The following is a 16,534-nucleotide window of genomic DNA, read 5'->3' as shown; positions in this document are numbered from 1 at the left end:
CCATCGAAGTGCCCCACGCTACGCGACGCGTCCCCAACTCCCGCTGCCGGCGACCCGCACGCAGACCGACTTCATCGCTTCCATATAGCGGACAACCGATTTCCGGGCGACCGGGTTGTCCGGATGCATGATCGCCATGACCGTGCCCTCTCCGTACCGGAATACATAAATCGTCAGTTGATAGGAGTACCGGCCGTCGGGATAAATGCCGATATTGTCCGCAAGCCCCAGGTCGGCCGCGGCAAGAATGGCGTTGAGCGGAGCAGCGCCGCCATGAAAGAAGTTCGACACCGGAAAGTTCGGCCGCGGCCAGCGCAACCACGGCGCCAATTCCAACACGCGGTAGTAGGGAACCTTCGCCATGTCCAGGCCCGAATCGAAGGAAGCCTGTGCCGCCCACGCGGCATCTCCGAAAGAGGCCGCAGCTATCGGCACGGTGATGGGAATCAAGCCGGTAAACCAACCCTGCGTCATGAAATTGTCCGTGCCTTTGCGGGAATCCCTGGGAGTGAGCCCGTAATACGTGAGAGCGCCGGTGAATTCGTGCTCCACCAGGGCGAGGCAGGCGAACAGGCCCCCGACAAAGCGCGCGCCGACCGCCGCGCAGGCCGACTCGAATCGTTCCGTCTGTGCCGTGTCCATCAGGAGTTGGGAGGTCATGTCGCTGCTGCTCGAGTCCAGCGGGTTGCCCAGCGGCAGCGGGAATTCGGGAAAGCCAGCATTATTGTTCTCGGCGAAGTCAATCCATGCGCGCACCTCGGGTGAATCGACGGTTAACGTCGACGTGTACTCGCGTTCGCGGGTGCAGAAATCATCGAAGCTGCCGGCATCGGGAAGAGCGAGGGCTTCACCGCCACCGCTCAACGCCGTGTACATGCCGTTGGCCTCCATCATTGTGGTGCCGATCAATGTCGCATCCCCGTGGACATGATCCATGGCGGCAAAGAATGTGAATTGGCTTTCGCCTTGGATGATTCCGAAGGTAAAGCAACCCCACTCCAGCGGGTTCGGTATGGCCACGACGTGAGCGTGTATTTCGTGAACCGTCATCTCACCGTGCTCGATCGGTGCGAATTCAATATCGGCGGGGTCGCTGGTGGTGTGCCTGATGAACTCTCCGTTACCGGTGTGCTCGAACCAGCTGCGGAATGTGTCATGCCGACGCAGGTACGCGTTGACGGCGTGATTCATCGCGGGAATATCGCATCTCCCGGGCACTTCGCAGGTGGCGATGATCTGCCGGGAGAAATTCAGCCCTGCGGCCGTGCGCTCGCAGTAATTGCGAAGGTGCTGGCCCTGCATATAACTGACTGGTACTGAGCTCACCGGCGCCTGCCGGACCTTTTCGGTGGCCGCGGCCGTCGGGTGCCACGAGGTGACCGAGCCGGGGGTCAGCGTCCAATCACCGAGTGAGCCGATCGTGATCTTCCCGATGCGCAAAGCTTCGTCCTCCTCGGTAACAGCTGCGGCCACGGCGGCGGCGAGACCAAGATAACCCTTTCGGTGAAAGCCGTCGCAGGCTTGCGCGAGCCAAGGCCTACACTCACTCACGGATCCGCCGGCCGTTGTCGCGATCGAACGGCCGAGCGAGCGAGCAGGGCGGCAGCCGCACCGGCTGTCGTGCGCGGTGCTGACGTTGCAATTGCAGCGCTGGCCTGCGGACATGCTTGTAGAAGCGCAACCGGCCTCGCGCCGGATCGAACCTTGATCGGGCAAGGGAGGACAAGCGCATGGCATCTGTCGAGGGTCTGGGCGAGTCGGCATCGGGCTTTGCGATTGTCGGCTATGCGGCGCGATTTCCGGGAGCCGCTGATGCGGATGAGTTCTGGGACGTGCTGCGACACGGCCGGGATGTCATATCCGAAGTGCCGCAGGATCGCTGGGATGTCGACGAATTCTTCGACCCGGAACCGGGTGCGCCCGGCAAGGTCGTCACCCGCCGTGCCGGTTTCGTCGACGACGTAACGGGATTCGACGCCCCGTTCTTCGGCATGTCGACGCGCGAGGTCAGGTTGATGGACCCGCAGCACCGGATCCTGCTCGAAACGGCATGGCGCGCGGTCGAGCATTCGGGCACTGCGCCAACGGATCTGGAGAACAGCAACACCGGTGTCTTCGTCGGTCTGGCCACGCACGACTACCTGGGAATGGTTTCTGACGAGCTGACTTATCCCGAAATCGAGGCCTACATGGCCATCGGGACGTCCAACGCCGCCGCGGCGGGCCGGATCAGCTACCGGTTGGGGCTGCAGGGCCCCGCGGTCGCCGTCGACACGGCATGCAGCTCGTCGCTGGTGGCCATCCATCAGGCGTGCCAAGCGCTGCGTCTCGGCGAATGCGACCTCGCTCTGGCCGGCGGGGCGAACGTCCTGCTCTCCCCGGCGACCATGATCACGTTCTCCAGCGCGCACATGCTCGCACCCGATGGCCGGTGCAAGACATTCGATGCCGCCGCGGACGGCTATGTGCGCGGCGAGGGCTGCGGTGTCATCGTGATCAAGCGCCTCGAGGACGCGATTCGCGACGGTGATCGGATTCGCGCCGTGATCCGCGGCAGCGCGATCAACCAGGACGGCGCTTCGGGTGGATTGACGGTGCCGAACGGCGTTGCCCAGCAACGGGTTATCGCCGATGCGCTGAAGCGCGCCGGCCTGCAACCCCGTGACGTCGGGTACCTGGAAGCGCACGGCACCGGGACGTCGCTGGGTGACCCCATCGAAGCCCAGGCCGCGGGTGAGGTGCTCGGCGCGGGACGTGAACCCGGCAGGCCGCTGCTGATGGGCTCGGTGAAGACGAACATCGGACACCTGGAAGCAGCCGCGGGCATCGCCGGGGTGATCAAGGTAATCCTGGCGCTCGAGAACGAACTGCTGCCGCAGCACCTCCACTTTCAGAACCCGTCGCCCCACATTCCCTGGGACCGGCTCGCGGTGCAGGTGGTCGAGGAGCCCACCGCCTGGAAACGCAGCGGTGAGCCGCGCATTGCGGGAATCAGCTCATTCGGATTCGCCGGCACGAACGCTCACGTCATTCTTTCCGAGGCACCCAAGCAACCGGCACCGGTTCCGGTCGAGCATCCCGCGGACCAACGGTTCGGCATCCTTCCGCTCTCGGCGCGGACGCCCGCCGCGTTGGCACGGCTTGCAGCCGACTACCGCAGCTGGTTGGGCGCGCACCCGGAAGCCACTCTGGCGGACGTGTGCTTCACCGCCGGCGCGGGGCGAGCACACTTGGAGCAGCGCGCCGCTTTGGTGGTCAATTCGAGAGAATCTGCCGTGGAGCTACTCGGCGCGCTCGCGGAAGAGCGCCCGGCGCCCGGTTTGTTCCGCGGGGAATCCCATGACGCACCGAAGACGGCGTGGCTGTTCACCGGTCAAGGCAGCCAATACCCCGGCATGGCCCGCGAGTTGTTCGAAACCGAGCCGGTGTTTGCCGAAACGCTGAAGCGTTGCGCTGCCGCGGTCGCTGGCGTTCTCGAAAAGCCGTTACTGGACGTAATTTTCGATGTGGACAGTCCGGATTGCGAAGCGACGCTGCAGCAGACCTCTTACGCACAGCCCGCCTTGTTCGCGGTGGAACTGGGCCTGGCCCGGCTCTGGCAGTCGTGGGGCTTCGAGCCGGACGTGGTGCTGGGTCACAGCGTGGGCCAGTATTCGGCTGCCTGCGTCGCGGGCGTTTTCAGCCTCGAGGACGGCGCGCTGCTGATGGCCGAACGCGGTCGCCTCTTCGGCAGTTTGCCCGTTGGCGGCCGGATGGCCGCGGTGTTCACCGCTGCGGAGCGGGCCGAGCGGCTGACCGACGAGTTTCCCGATCTGTCCGTCGCCGCCTACAACGGCGCCAACACCGTATTGTCCGGACCCGCAGGGGATCTGGAGAAGGCGGTGGCCGCGCTGACGGCCGACGGCGTTCGATGTGACTGGCTGGACACCAGCCACGCGTTCCATTCGGCGCTGCTGGACCCGATCCTGGACGAATTCGAATCGACGGCCGAACGGTTCAATTTCGGTACGCCACAACGGATTCTGATCGACAACCGCACCGGTGCCGCGCTCGGCAGGAGCGTGAAACTCGATGGCGCCTATTGGCGCCGGCACGCGCGCCAACCGGTGGAGTTCGCCAAGAGCGTGCGCACTCTAGCCGAGCTGAACTGCAAACTGTTGCTCGAGATCGGTCCGCGGCCCGTGCTCACCGCCGCGGCCCTCGGCGCATGGCCCGACCCGGCGACCGCACCGCGGGCTATCGCGTCGCTGCGCCGAAACACCGCTGACCACCGACAGGTCATCGAAGCCCTCGCCGACGCCTATGTCTTAGGCCACCTTCCCGAATTCGCCGCGTTGCGGCAGGGCCAGGCGCAGAAACTCGACCTGCCGACCTATCCGTTCGAGCGCCGCCAGTATTGGTTCCGAGACGATCGCGAGCGTGCCGACTTGCATGTCGGCGGACCGCGCACGCAGGCCGTACGCCTTCTCGAGGACGGCCGAATCGAGGAACTTGCGGCCCTGCTCGACGGTGGCAGCGCCGATCATCAGGTGCTGGATGTGCTGACCAAGCTTGCGGCGCAGCACAACCAAGAACGCAGGACCCAATCCATCGCAGACGACCGCTACGAGATCTGCTGGGAGAAGTCCCCGACACCGCTCGGCAGTGCCGAGGCAGGTGAGGGATTCACGTGGCTCCTCCTGGGTGCCGATTGCCCGGCGCTTCAGCCGTTGCTCGACGCGCTCACGGCGCGCGGACAACGGCATCGGTTCGTCGGTTTGCCGATGTCGGACGCCGACGAGGAACAGCTGGTCGCCGCGTTGCGTGCTGCGCTGTCCGAGGATCCGACGCTGCGTATCGTGCACGTAGCGGCGGTGGAGGCTGAAGCCGTGCCGTCGATGCAGTCGCTGCTGCGGATGCAACACCAAATTCTGGCTGGAACGCGGCGACTGTTCCGCGCTGCGGTCGTCGCTGACCTGCGCACCCCCATCTGGATGGTGACCCGTGGCGCGCAGCGGGTCACCGGAGCGGACACCGTGGCGCCCGACCAGAGCTCCCTGTGGGGCTTCGGACGCGCCGCGTCGCTGGAGCATCCGCAGGTGTGGGGCGGCCTGGCCGATTTGTCGGACTGCAGTAGCGAAGAGTGGACTCAATTGATTTCCCGGATCACCGCGTCGCACGATGCGACTTCGCGGGAAGATCAAGTCGCGCTTCGCGATCACGCGGTCTACGTGCCCCGGCTGGTTCGACCGGACCGGCCGTCGACTGCTACGCCGATGGAATTGCGTTCTGATGCAACGTATCTGGTGACCGGCGGGCTGGGATCGATCGGATTGGAGATCGCCGGATACCTGGCCGCGCACGGTGCCGGGACTTTGATGCTGACCAGCCGTCGCGCGCCGGACGATGCCGCGCGACAGCGTATCGACGCGCTGGCCGCAGAGCATGGCTGCGACGTCCGGGTTGTCGCCGCCGATGTCGCCGATGCGCATGACGTCGCTCGGCTGTTGGCAGGCGTGCGGGCCCAACTCCCACCGCTGGCCGGCATCGTTCACGCTGCCGGCGAGATCGGCACGACACCGCTGAGCCAGCTGGACGACGCCGAAGTGGACCGGGTATTCGCCGGGAAGGTCTGGGGTGCTTGGTATTTGAGTGAGGCCTCGGCCGATCTGCAGCTCGACTTCTTCATCAGCACCTCCTCGATCGCCTCGGTGTGGGGCGGCTTCGGCCAGACCGCCTACAGCGCCGCCAACGCATTCCTCGATGGGCTGGCCTGGCGCCTACGCGAGCGAGGCGTCCGCGGGACCAGCGTCAACTTCGGCCCGTGGTCGGCGGGCATGGCCGACGCGGAATCCCGTGCGCGACTGGAGCAGCGCGGGATACGGACGCTGGCACCTGCGGAGGCGCTGGCGGGACTGGCTGACGTCGTGTCCTCGGCTGCGGCGCAGGGCGTAGTGGCCAGAATCGACTGGGGCCGCTTCTTGCCGCTCTACGAGCAAGCCGGCAGGCGGGCATTCCTGACCGGGTTGGAGCACGAGGTGCCCGGTGCGGTGCCGGCCATGACGCCCTCCGGAAAGACGCCGCTGGTCGAGCGCCTCACGAATGCCCCAGTGCAGCAACGAAAGAAGCTGCTGACCGATTACCTGCGCGACGCGGTGGCGGAAGTGACGCGGGTCGATGTCGCCGAGATTCGGGAGAATGCCGGGTTCTTCGATCTCGGCATGGATTCGCTGATGGCCGTGGAAATGCGCCGCCGCATCGAGCACGGGGTGGGCAGGGAGATACCGGTCACGCTGGTGATGGATCACCCCCGGCTGTCGGACGTGGCCGACTACCTGCTCGGTGACGTGCTCCGGCTCAGCGAGGCGCCGGCTACGTCGGCGGCTCAGCCCACCTCGGTGCCGACGCGCACGGACGAGCCGATCGCGATCGTTGCGGTGTCATGTCGTTTCCCCGGCGCGCCCGACCCGGAAGCGTTCTGGGACCTGCTGTCCGGCGGTGTCGATGCGATCCGCGAGGTCCCGGAGGACCGATTCGACATCGACGAGTTCTACGACGCCGATCCGGACGCTCCGGGCAAGACCTACACGCGATTCGGCGGATTCCTCGACGGGATAGACGGATTCGATCCCGAGTTCTTCGGGATCTCACCCCGCGAGGCGGTTTGGATCGAGCCCCAGCAACGGCTGATGCTCGAAACGGCCTGGGAAAGTCTGGAACGCGCCGGGTACTCGCCAGGGGCATTGCGTGGCAGCAGGACCGGGGTTTTCGTCGGTGTGGCGGCCAACGAGTACGCGCACCTGCTGTCGTCGGAGTCGGTCGACAAGATCGAACCGCACTTCATCACAGGCAATGCGCTCAATGCGATCTCCGGTCGGGTTGCGTTCGCGCTGGGCCTCGAAGGGCCGGCGATGGCGATCGACACGGCGTGCAGCTCGGCGTTGGTGGCCGTCCACCAGGCTTGTCAGGCGTTGCACTCCGGTGACTGCGACATGGCGCTGGCCGGCGGCGTGAACGTGTTGCTGAGCCCGGTGACGGTCATCGCGGCCTCCCGCGCGAGAATGCTTTCCCCGGTGGGGCGTTGCAAGACCTTCGACGCCTCCGCCGACGGTTACGTGCGCAGTGAGGGCTGCGGAGTTCTGGTGCTCAAGCGGCTCAGCGATGCCGAGCGCGACGGCGATCGGATCTGCGCGGTCATTCCCAGCAGCGCAGTCAACCAGGACGGGGCATCCAGCGGGTTGACCGTGCCCAATGGCGGTGCGCAACAACGCCTGATCGGGATGGCGCTGGCTCGCGCCGGTCTGGCCGGCGCGGACGTCGACTACCTCGAGGCGCACGGGACGGGCACCCCGCTGGGTGACCCTATCGAGGTGCAGGCGGCCGCGGCCGCCTACGGTGCTTCGCGCGACGCCGACCGGCCGTTGCTGATGGGGTCGGTGAAGACCAACATCGGACACACCGAATCCGCTTCGGGTGCAGCGGGTTTGATCAAGGTGGTGTTGTCGCTGCAGCACGAGGTGTTGCCGCCGAGCCTGCACTTCGAAGAGCCGTCACCGCACATCCCATGGGATTCGCTGCCGGTGCGGGTCGTGGACCAGGCGAGGCCGTGGCATGCCAACGGCAGGCCGCGGCGCGCCGGCGTGAGCTCCTTCGGGTTCACCGGCACGAACGCGCACGTACTGGTCGAGGAGGCGCCTGCGCGAGCCGCATCCGCCGACGGACACCCCGGCGACCTTGCGACGGAGTCGGCGCCGGAATCCCGGCCTGACCAGGTCAGGGTGCTGGCGCTGTCCGCGCGTTCACCGGAAGCGCTGGTGGCGTTGACGAAGCGCTACGAGGTCTGGCTGAGCGCCCACCCGGATGTGGACCTTGCCGAGGTATGCCGCACCGCCGGAACGGGCCGTTCGCACTTCGAACATCGGGCCGCGCTTGTCGTGGATTCGGTCGAGGGTGCCCGCGAGGCCCTGGCCGAATTGGCCGAGAACCGCCTGCGGCCCGGCGTCGTTCGTGGCGAGCACACCCACCACCCGACGACGGCATGGTTGTTCACCGGCCAGGGCAGCCAGTACCCGGGGATGGCGCGTGAGTTGTTCGACACCGAACCGGTTTTCGCCGAAACGGTGACACGGTGCGCGGACGCGGTCAGTGACATACTGCCGCAGCCGTTGCTGGAGGTGCTGTTCGCCACCGATCGAGAAACGGGTGGCGAAGCCGGAGACAGGCTGCGGCACACGTCGTACGCGCAGCCGGCACTTTTCGCCGTCGAGATGGGACTGGCCCGCCTGTGGCAGTCGTGGGGGATCGGACCCGATGTGGTGCTGGGGCACAGTGTGGGCCAATATGCGGCGGCGTGTGTGGCCGGTGTCTTCAGTCTTGAGGACGGCGCCCGGCTGATGGCCGAGCGCGGCCGGATGTTCGGCAGCCTGCCCGAGGGTGGGCGCATGGTGGCGGTGTTCGCCGACGCCAAGCATGTCGAGGCGGTGGCCAGCGAATTTCCGCGGGTGTCGGTCGGCGCCTATAACGGACCCAACACCGTGCTGTCGGGTCCGGGTGAGGATCTGGAGCAGATCGTCGCAAGGTTCGGTGAGGAGGCGATCCGCTGCACCTGGCTGCAGACCAGCCACGCCTTCCACTCGGAACTGCTCGACCCTGTGCTCGACGAATTCGAGTCGTACGCAGCGCAATTGCAGTTTGCCGCACCCACGATGCCGCTGGTCTGCAACCGCACCGGGGCCGTGCTCACGGCGCAGACCCCACTCGACGCTCTGTACTGGCGGCGGCACTCCCGACAGCCGGTGCAGTTCGCCGAAAGTGTGCGCACCGTGGCGGCGCTCGGCTGCTCGGTGCTGATGGAGATCGGCCCGCAGCCGGTGCTGACCGGCGCCGCGGTGCAGGTCTGGCCCGAGCACCTGGCCGCTCCGCGGGCGATCGTCTCGCTGCGGAAGGGCGTCGGCGATCGGCGCCAGATCGCCGACGCGCTGGCCGCAGCCTACGTCGGTGGCTACCGTCCCGATTTCGTTGCGCTGCACGGTCGGCCACGTCACACCATCGAACTGCCCACCTATCCGTTCCAGCGCCGCCGCTTCTGGCCCAAGACGTCTGGGCTCGCCATGGAGGGAGGTGTCGGTCCGGCTGTATCGGGAATCCTCGGCAATGGCAAAGACCTCGCCTCGGGCGACTCCGTCTACACGAGCAGGCTGTCCGTCAAATCGCAGCCGTGGTTGTCCGATCACGTCATCTACGGCACCGTCGTGGTCCCCGGGGCCACGTACGCGGCAATGGCGTTGGCCGCGGCCGGTACTCCGGCACGGGCGAGGGACGTCTTCTTCTACGAGCCGATCATCCTGCCCGAGAAGAGTTCTCGCGAGGTGCAGCTGACCTTGCATCCGTCGCAGGATGGCCGAGAGTCCACCTTCCAGGTGCACAGCCGGCCCTACGGTGAACGCGACGCCGAATGGTCGTTGAATGCCGAAGGCACCATCGTGCCCGGCGTCGACGACGAACCGGTGTCCGAGGATGCGGTTCCGGTCGACCAAGCGATCGAGCGACTGAACCGCATGCGGCCACAGGAGTTGTTCGAGACCTTTGCCGATTTGGAACTGGCCTGGGGGCCAACCTGGTCCGGTTCCCTGAAGTCGGTGTGGCTCGGCGAGGGCGAGGCGATCGGCGACATCCTGGTCGGCGAGGAACTTGCCGAACAACTCGGTAGCGAGCCGATGCACCCGGTGCTGATGGACCTGTGCACCGGTGTCGCCTTCCCGGCCTTCCCGGCACTGCTGGCGGCCGAGCAGGGCGTCAACGACCTGTTCTTGCCGTTGCGCTACGGGCAGGTAACGCTGCGCGAGAAGATGCCGCGGCGGTTCTACTGCCGCGCGAAGTGGCACAGCAGTGAACTCAACAGCGAAACCCAGGTCTTCGACCTCGATTTCGTCGATCGGGACGGCCATCAGCTGGGTGGCATCCGCGAGTTCACGGTCAAGCGCGCACCCCGCGAGGCACTGCTGCGCGGCCTGGGTGGTGACGCCACCCGGTTGCTTTACACGCTCGGCTGGCACGAGGTGCCGCCGCCCTCTGGCGACGAGGCCGGGCAGGTCAGCGGCACTTGGCTGATCGCCGGATTCGACGAACTGGCCGCCAAGGTGCCGGGATGCACCCCGTTTGACCGGGCAGTCGGTTCGGAGCCGTTGGGGCAGTTGCTCAACGAGGCGGCGGAGTGCGGGCAACCGTTCTCGGGCGTCGTCTGGCGCAGCAGCGGACCGAACGGCGAAGAGTCGAGCGCCGATGTCGCCGCGCGACTCGAGGCGGAGATCGCCAATCTGCTCGGCGCCGTGCACGCGGCGCAGGGCGGCGAGCTGAAACTGCCCGGCGGATTGTGGATCGTCACCGAGCGGGCCGTGGCATGCGAATCCGGCGAGCCGGTCGATCCGGTGCAGGCTGCGCTGTGGGGATTCGGGCGCACCACGATCAACGAGGAACCCGCGCTGCGGGCCAAGTTGGTCGATTGCGACGGGTCGCCGGAGGCCGTGCAGGCACTGGCCGACTTGTTGGCCACCCCGGTCGACGAACCGGAACTCGCGGTGCGACAAGGGAAGCTGTTGGCATCCCGGTTGTTGCCATGGGCGCGTAGCGGTCATCTCACGGTGCCGCGCACTGGTGACTACGCGTTGGCGCCCACCGAACGCGGCGCGATCGACAACCTGCGGCTGACCGAAGTGGACGTGCCGGCACCGGACGAGGGCTACGTGCAGGTGCGGGTGGAGGCCGCGGGCCTCAACTTCCGCGATGTGCTCAACGTCCTCGACCTCTACCCGGGCGACCCCGGGCCGATCGGTGGCGACTTCGCCGGCGTGGTCACCCAATTGGGTGAAGGCGTCACCGGAGTCGAGGTGGGCCAGCGGGTCTACGGCTTCATGCAGGGCGCGTTCTCCAGCCGGTTCAACGTGCCTGCCCAGCTCCTGGCGCCGATCCCCCCTCGCGTGAGTGCGGTCGACGCGGCGACGATTCCCGCCGCGGCGTTGACGGTTCGGCTCGCGTTCGACTGGGCGCAGCTGAAGCCCGGTGAGCGGGTGCTCATCCACGCCGCCAGCGGCGGTGTCGGCCTGGCGGCGATCCAGATGGCACAGCAGTGCGGTGCCACGGTCTTCGCCACGGCGAGCACCTTCAAACGCGCGACGCTGCGCAAGCTGGGTGTCGAGTACGTCTACGACTCGCGCACAACGGATTTCGCCGACCAGATCCTGGCCGATACCGACGGTGCGGGCGTCGATGTGGTGCTGAACAGCCTGACCAGTGAGGGATTCCTCGAGGCGACCGTGCGGGCCACCGCCCAGAACGGCCGCTTCGCCGAGATCGCCAAACGCGACATCTGGACGCCCGAGCAGATGGCCGAAGCCCGTCCCGACATCGCCTACGAGATCGTGGCACTGGACACGGTGACCTTCCAAGAGCCCGAACGCATTCGGGGCCTGCTGACCGAGGTGTCAGAGGGGTTGGCCAACGGCGAATGGATGCCGCTGCCCGCCGAGATCTACCCACTGACCGAGGCCAGGGCCGCGTTCCGCCGCATGCAGCAGGCGCGCCACATCGGAAAGATCGTGGTGCAGATGCCGAATCCGCTGCAGCCGCGGGCCGATCGGAGCTACCTGATCACCGGCGGGCTCGGGGCCATCGGGCTGCACACGGCGTCGTATCTGGCGCAACTCGGCGCCGGTGACATCGTGCTGACCAGCCGGCGCGCGCCCGACGCGGACGCTCAACGGGTGATCGAGGACATCGCCGAACGCTACAAGACGCGCATCCACGTCTTCGCTGCCGACGTGGGCGAGGAGTCCGAGGTTGCGCGGCTGTTGGAGCGAATCCGCGCGGAATTGCCACCGCTGGCCGGTGTGGCACATTTGGCGGGTGTGCTCGACGACGCTCTGCTATCACAACAGAATCTGGAGCGATTCCGAACAACATTGGCGCCCAAGGCGTTTGGTGCCTGCCACCTGGACAGGTTGATGAAAGCCGACGAGCTGGACTTCTTCATCGTGTCCTCCTCGGTGTCCAGCCTGTTCGGTTCACCCGGGCAGTCCAACTATGCGACTGCCAACGCGCTGCTCGACGGTCTGGTCGCGCGGCGACGCGCGCAAGGTCTGCCTGCCACTGGAGTCAACTTCGGTCCGTGGGCCCAAGGTGGCATGGCCTCCTCGGAGGCCGCCACCGCCAATATCGCTGCGCAGGGCCTCATTCCGCTGAATCCGTCGGCGGCGCTGGCGGCCCTCGCCGAGGTCGTCGCCAACGGCACCGGCCAGGCCACCGTCATCAAGGCGAATTGGCAGCGTGCCGCGAAGGTGCTGGGAAGTTCGCGGCCACCGATCCTCGACCTGGTGCTGCCGAGCGCCGTGGGAGAGGTGACCGGCGACAGTGAGTTGCTCAAACAGCTGCAGGAGATTCCGGTGCCGCAGCGCGCCGGTTTCGTGACCGAATTCCTGCAGCGCGAAGTGCAGAACTTCCTGCGACTGGCGCAACCGCCCGCCGCGAGCAGTCGGTTCCTGGACCTGGGTACGGATTCGCTGATGGCGATCGAGCTGCGCAACCGGCTGCACAGCCAGTTCGGCGGCGCGTTCACGATCAACGCGACGGCGGTGTTCGACTATCCGACCATCGGCGGGCTCGCCGAATACCTCGCAGGCCAGCTGCCCGACGCCGACGCGGAGCCGGTAGGGACGGAATCGGTTCTGGCGCCGGAGTCGACCTGATTCAGGCGCTGATGTCGAATCCGGTGATGACCTTGGTCGGGCGGACCCGCACCACCAGTTCGCCAGGGGCGGAGTTGCGGCGGCCGAACTCCTCGGCGCGGTCGGCGCCCATGTACCGACCGCCGGTGCGGGTGGCGATGTCCAGCACGTCCCGCGGATCCTCCGTCACCGTCGCGACACCCTGCACCTGCACGAACGAATAAGGCGGGTGCGGGTCGTCCACACAGATCACGACCCGCGAATCACGCGCCAGGGCACGGCCTTTCGACGTGTCGCGCCCCGTGTTGAACGCCAGCTGTGCACCGTCTGGTCCCACGTCGACGACGAACCACACCGGGGCGACCAGCGGCCTGCCATCGGCGGCGACGTACCCCAGCATCCCGGTGCGGGTGCCGGCTGACAGGAACTCGACGACCCTGTCGGATAACTCGGCCATGCGTTAGAGGCGGGCCAGGTCGTAGTCGCCGAGGTGGTCGATCAGGTTGTGCAGGTGCTCACTCGAGGTGCCCAGCGTGTGTTCGATAGCGGTGAGCCGGGCGGCATAGTGACTGACCGGGTATTCCGCGGTCACCCCGATGCCGCCGTGCATTTGGACCGACTCCTGCGCGATGTGCCGGCCCGAGCGGCCGATCTGCAGCTTGGCCCGCGAGGCGATCACCGGATCGATGTTGCCGTCGGCGATCGACATCGCCGCGTACAGCGTCATGCTGCGCGCCAATTCCAGCGACACGTACATGTCGGCGGCGCGCTGTGTGAGTGCCTGAAATTTGTTGAGCGTGACGCCAAACTGCTTGCGTGTCTTGAGGTAATCGGTGGTCAGGCGCAGCGATTCCTCCATCGCCCCCAGCGCCTCGGCGCACAACGCCGACTGGATGCGCACGATGGCGCCGCGGATGGCGTCCGACGCGTCGACCGCCTCGCCCAGTGGCTCGGCGGGCGTGGAGTCCAGATCGATCTGGGCGCCGCGCTGTCCGTCGAACGTCCGGTACGGGTGCCTTGTCGCCGATGCCGCATCGACCAGGAACAGACCGGTGCCGCCGCTGGGCAGGGCCGCGCTGACCAACAAGGTGTCGGCGCAGTCCCCGGCGAGCACCGGGTTCTTCCGACCGCTGAGTGACCACGAATCACCTTGCTGCGCAGCCTTGGTGCTCACCTCGGCGGACGGGTCGCGCTGGCCCGGCTCGAGGTGCGCGAACGCCAGCAGCCGTTGCCCGCCCGCGACCTCGTCGAGCAGTTGCTTCTGTTCCGCGCTGCCCAGCTCCGCGATCAGCGCGCCGGGCCCCAGCGCGGCGTGCAGCACCGGTTCGGGGGCCAGCCGGCGTCCGACCTCGTTGAGCACCACCATGATCTCGATCTGGCCGGATTCCTCTCGCTCGAAACCCAGACCGAGGATTCCCGTGTCGGCGAGCTGGTTCCAGACCTCGCGGCTCCAGCCGAGATCGGAGCCGATGACCTTGTTGCGGCTCTCCGGGTCATAGCTTCGCGACAATAGATCGCGGGTGGTGTCGCGGAGCAGGGCCTGCTCGTCGCTCAACTGAAAGTCCATGGCTGCCTCACAATCCCAGAATCGTCGACGCGATGATGTTGCGCTGTACCTCGCTGCTACCGCCGTAGATCGACGTCTTGCGGTAGTTGAGGTAGTGCGGGGCAGAATGTTGCGCCCAGGACGGCGATGCGATGTCTTCGCCGTCGGCCGGCAGCGCATCCGGCCCGGCGACCTCGACGAGCAGTTCGGTGGCCGCCTGTTGCAGCTGGCTGCCGCGCAGCTTGAGCACCGACGACGCCGGATTGGGCTGCCCGTCGGCGGAATCGGTGACCACTCGCGACTGCGTGAGTTCCAGTGCCAGCAGCTCGTTTTCGGCCTCGGCCAGCCGCGCCGCGAACAGCAGGTCGTTGAGCACCCCGGTGGCCGCGGCGCGTTTCTTCACCTCGGCGAGGCGCACCTTGGTCCGCCCCACTCCGGCGATGCCGGTGCGCTCGTTGCCGAGCAGGAATTTCGCGTATGTCCAGCCCTGATTCTCTTCTCCGACAAGCTGATTGGCGGGCACCCGGACGTCTTCGAAGAAGACCTCGTTGATCTCGTGGCCGCCGTCGATCGTCTTGATGGGCCGCAGGGTGACGCCCGGCGTCTTCATGTCGAACAGCAGGAACGAGATGCCGGCCTGCCGCTTGGGCGCCTGCGGGTCGGTGCGGACCAGGCAGAAAATCCAGTCCGCATACTGGCCCAGCGTGGTCCAGGTCTTCTGGCCGTTGACGATGTAGTCGTCGCCGTCGCGGACCGCGGTGGTGCGCAGCGACGCCAGGTCGGACCCCGCCTCGGGCTCGGAGAACCCCTGGCACCACCAGATGTCGAGGCTGGCCGTCGGGGGCAGGAAGCGCTTTTTGACCTCCTCCGAACCGAATTCGGCGATCACCGGGCCCACCATCTTGGTATTGAAGTTCAGCGGCTCCGGGACGCACGCCAGCTGCATCTCGTCGGCCCAGATCTGATGCTGGGTCGGCGTCCAGTCCTTGCCGCCCCACTCGACCGGCCAGTTCGGTACCGCCAGGCCGTGCTCGTGCAGGATCTTGTGGCTGGCGAGGATGTCCTCGTGGTTCACTTCCGCCGAGCCGCGGCGCACCCGCTCGCGCATCTCCTCCGGAATCTTGGTCGTGTAGATGCTGCGAAGTTCGTCGCGGAACGCGGCTTCCTCGGGCGTGAGCGCCAGTTGCATGGCAGCCTCCTGTCGTTTCGGGGTGACCGTGGCGACCCGCCGCCGAGAGCTGTTTGCGGCGATGCTGGTCGGTCGCTCGACTTCCATATTGACCCATCCCTCGGGAGGCCCGTGCACAGCCTCGGGTTAATCCACAGATCGGCCCGGCGGCACCATTGAGCGGTGCCGTTGTGGCGGTCCGCGGACTTACCGTCGGCGCATGCGAACAGAACTTCCGGCGGAGCGCCTGCAGCGACGGCTCAACGCCGAACCGGAGACCGGGTCCGAGGACGCCGGCTCGGCCTCGACAGAGGAATCCCCGGACGACGACCAGAATTCGCTGCTGCCGCGGTGGCTTCCCGACGCGTCGCAAGAACGGGGTTGGGTGGCCAGGGTGCGCGCCGACCCCGGACGCGCCGGCGCCATCGGGCTGGCGATCGTGGCCGCGCTGGCGGTGCTGGTCACGGTTTTCACGTTGCTGCGCGACCGGCCGGCGCCGGTGATGTCGGCCAAGCTGCCACCGGTGGAGAAGGCGTCGACGGCCGGCCCCAGATCATCGGCGAGTCCGGGTGCCGCGCAGCCGCCGACCCCCGACCGCCCGCTGGTGGTCAGCGTGGTCGGTCTGGTGCACACCCCCGGCCTGGTGACCCTGGCCCCGGGCGCGCGCATCGCCGATGCGCTGCAGGCTGCCGGCGGGGCGGTGAACGGCGCGGACACCATCGGACTGAACATGGCCCGTCCGCTCGATGACGGAGAACAGATCGTGGTCGGGCTCGCTCCCGTTCCTGGACAGCCGGCGGCGCTGGGCAGCTCGGTGGCCACCGCGACGACACCGACGTCGAAGGCGCCGCCACCCGGGTCGGGGTCGGTCAAGCCGAAGCCCGGCCAGGCGGTCGACCTGAACACCGCGACCGTTCAGGAACTCGATGCCCTGCCCGGCGTGGGGCCGGTGACCGCCGCCGCGATCGTGGCGTGGCGGCAGGCCAACGGCAGATTCACCAGCGTCGACCAGCTCGCCGATGTCGAGGGCATCGGGCCGGCGCGGTTGGAGAAGCTGCGCGCCCTGGTCCGTGTCTGACCCCGGTGGTTCATCCCGGGCCGGGCGGTTCGCCTTCGGGTCGC

At 67.2% G+C, this 16,534-nt stretch carries 6 protein-coding genes; 2 read left to right on the top strand and 4 right to left on the bottom strand.

Going from position 1 to position 16,534, the window contains the following annotated elements:
- Nucleotides 1–18 precede the first annotated feature (18 nt).
- Nucleotides 19–1,440 carry a condensation domain-containing protein gene (locus G6N50_RS11505; RefSeq protein WP_083097047.1) on the bottom strand — a complete coding sequence of 474 codons (1,422 nt, stop codon included), beginning with the start codon at nt 1,438–1,440 and terminating at the stop codon, nt 19–21.
- Between the two features lie 290 nt (nt 1,441–1,730).
- On the opposite strand from G6N50_RS11505, the gene G6N50_RS11500 reads away from it, so the two are divergent.
- Entirely contained in the window at nt 1,731–12,719 is a 10,989-nt protein-coding gene (locus G6N50_RS11500) for a type I polyketide synthase (RefSeq protein WP_083097021.1), read from the top strand.
- Nucleotide 12,720: 1 nt separating this feature from the next.
- Here G6N50_RS11500 and G6N50_RS11495 read toward each other — a convergent pair whose 3' ends face one another.
- Genes G6N50_RS11495 through G6N50_RS11485 form a run of 3 tightly spaced genes read right to left on the bottom strand, consistent with a single transcriptional unit; the run spans nt 12,721 to nt 15,433 of the window.
- Nucleotides 12,721–13,155: a PPOX class F420-dependent oxidoreductase gene (locus G6N50_RS11495; protein ID WP_083097023.1), complete on the bottom strand. Its 435-nt coding sequence runs from the start codon at nt 13,153–13,155 to the stop codon at nt 12,721–12,723.
- 3 nt (nt 13,156–13,158) lie between these two features.
- Nucleotides 13,159–14,265, bottom strand: coding sequence for an acyl-CoA dehydrogenase family protein (locus G6N50_RS11490; protein WP_083097025.1), 1,107 nt, complete (start codon nt 14,263–14,265; stop codon nt 13,159–13,161).
- A gap of 7 nt (nt 14,266–14,272) precedes the next feature.
- Nucleotides 14,273–15,433: an acyl-CoA dehydrogenase family protein gene (locus G6N50_RS11485; protein WP_083097049.1), complete on the bottom strand. Its 1,161-nt coding sequence runs from the start codon at nt 15,431–15,433 to the stop codon at nt 14,273–14,275.
- A gap of 199 nt (nt 15,434–15,632) precedes the next feature.
- Here G6N50_RS11485 and G6N50_RS11480 point away from each other — a divergent pair, with 199 nt between their 5' ends.
- Entirely contained in the window at nt 15,633–16,490 is an 858-nt protein-coding gene (locus tag G6N50_RS11480; RefSeq protein ID WP_083097027.1) for a ComEA family DNA-binding protein, read from the top strand.
- Nucleotides 16,491–16,534: the final 44 nt, after the last annotated feature.

It is taken from the genome of Mycobacterium mantenii, assembly GCF_010731775.1.
Classification (GTDB): domain Bacteria; phylum Actinomycetota; class Actinomycetes; order Mycobacteriales; family Mycobacteriaceae; genus Mycobacterium; species Mycobacterium mantenii.
This window is presented reverse-complemented; position numbering and strand designations above follow the sequence as displayed.

Bases quoted from the DNA above. Each gene is read 5' to 3' on its own strand.
- G6N50_RS11480 (WP_083097027.1), top strand. From the start codon at position 15,633: ATGCGAACAGAACTTCCGGCGGAGCGCCTGCAGCGACGGCTCAACGCC.
- G6N50_RS11490 (WP_083097025.1), bottom strand. From the start codon at position 14,265: ATGGACTTTCAGTTGAGCGACGAGCAGGCCCTGCTCCGCGACACCACC.
- G6N50_RS11495 (WP_083097023.1), bottom strand. From the start codon at position 13,155: ATGGCCGAGTTATCCGACAGGGTCGTCGAGTTCCTGTCAGCCGGCACC.
- G6N50_RS11485 (WP_083097049.1), bottom strand. From the start codon at position 15,433: ATGCAACTGGCGCTCACGCCCGAGGAAGCCGCGTTCCGCGACGAACTT.
- G6N50_RS11500 (WP_083097021.1), top strand. From the start codon at position 1,731: ATGGCATCTGTCGAGGGTCTGGGCGAGTCGGCATCGGGCTTTGCGATT.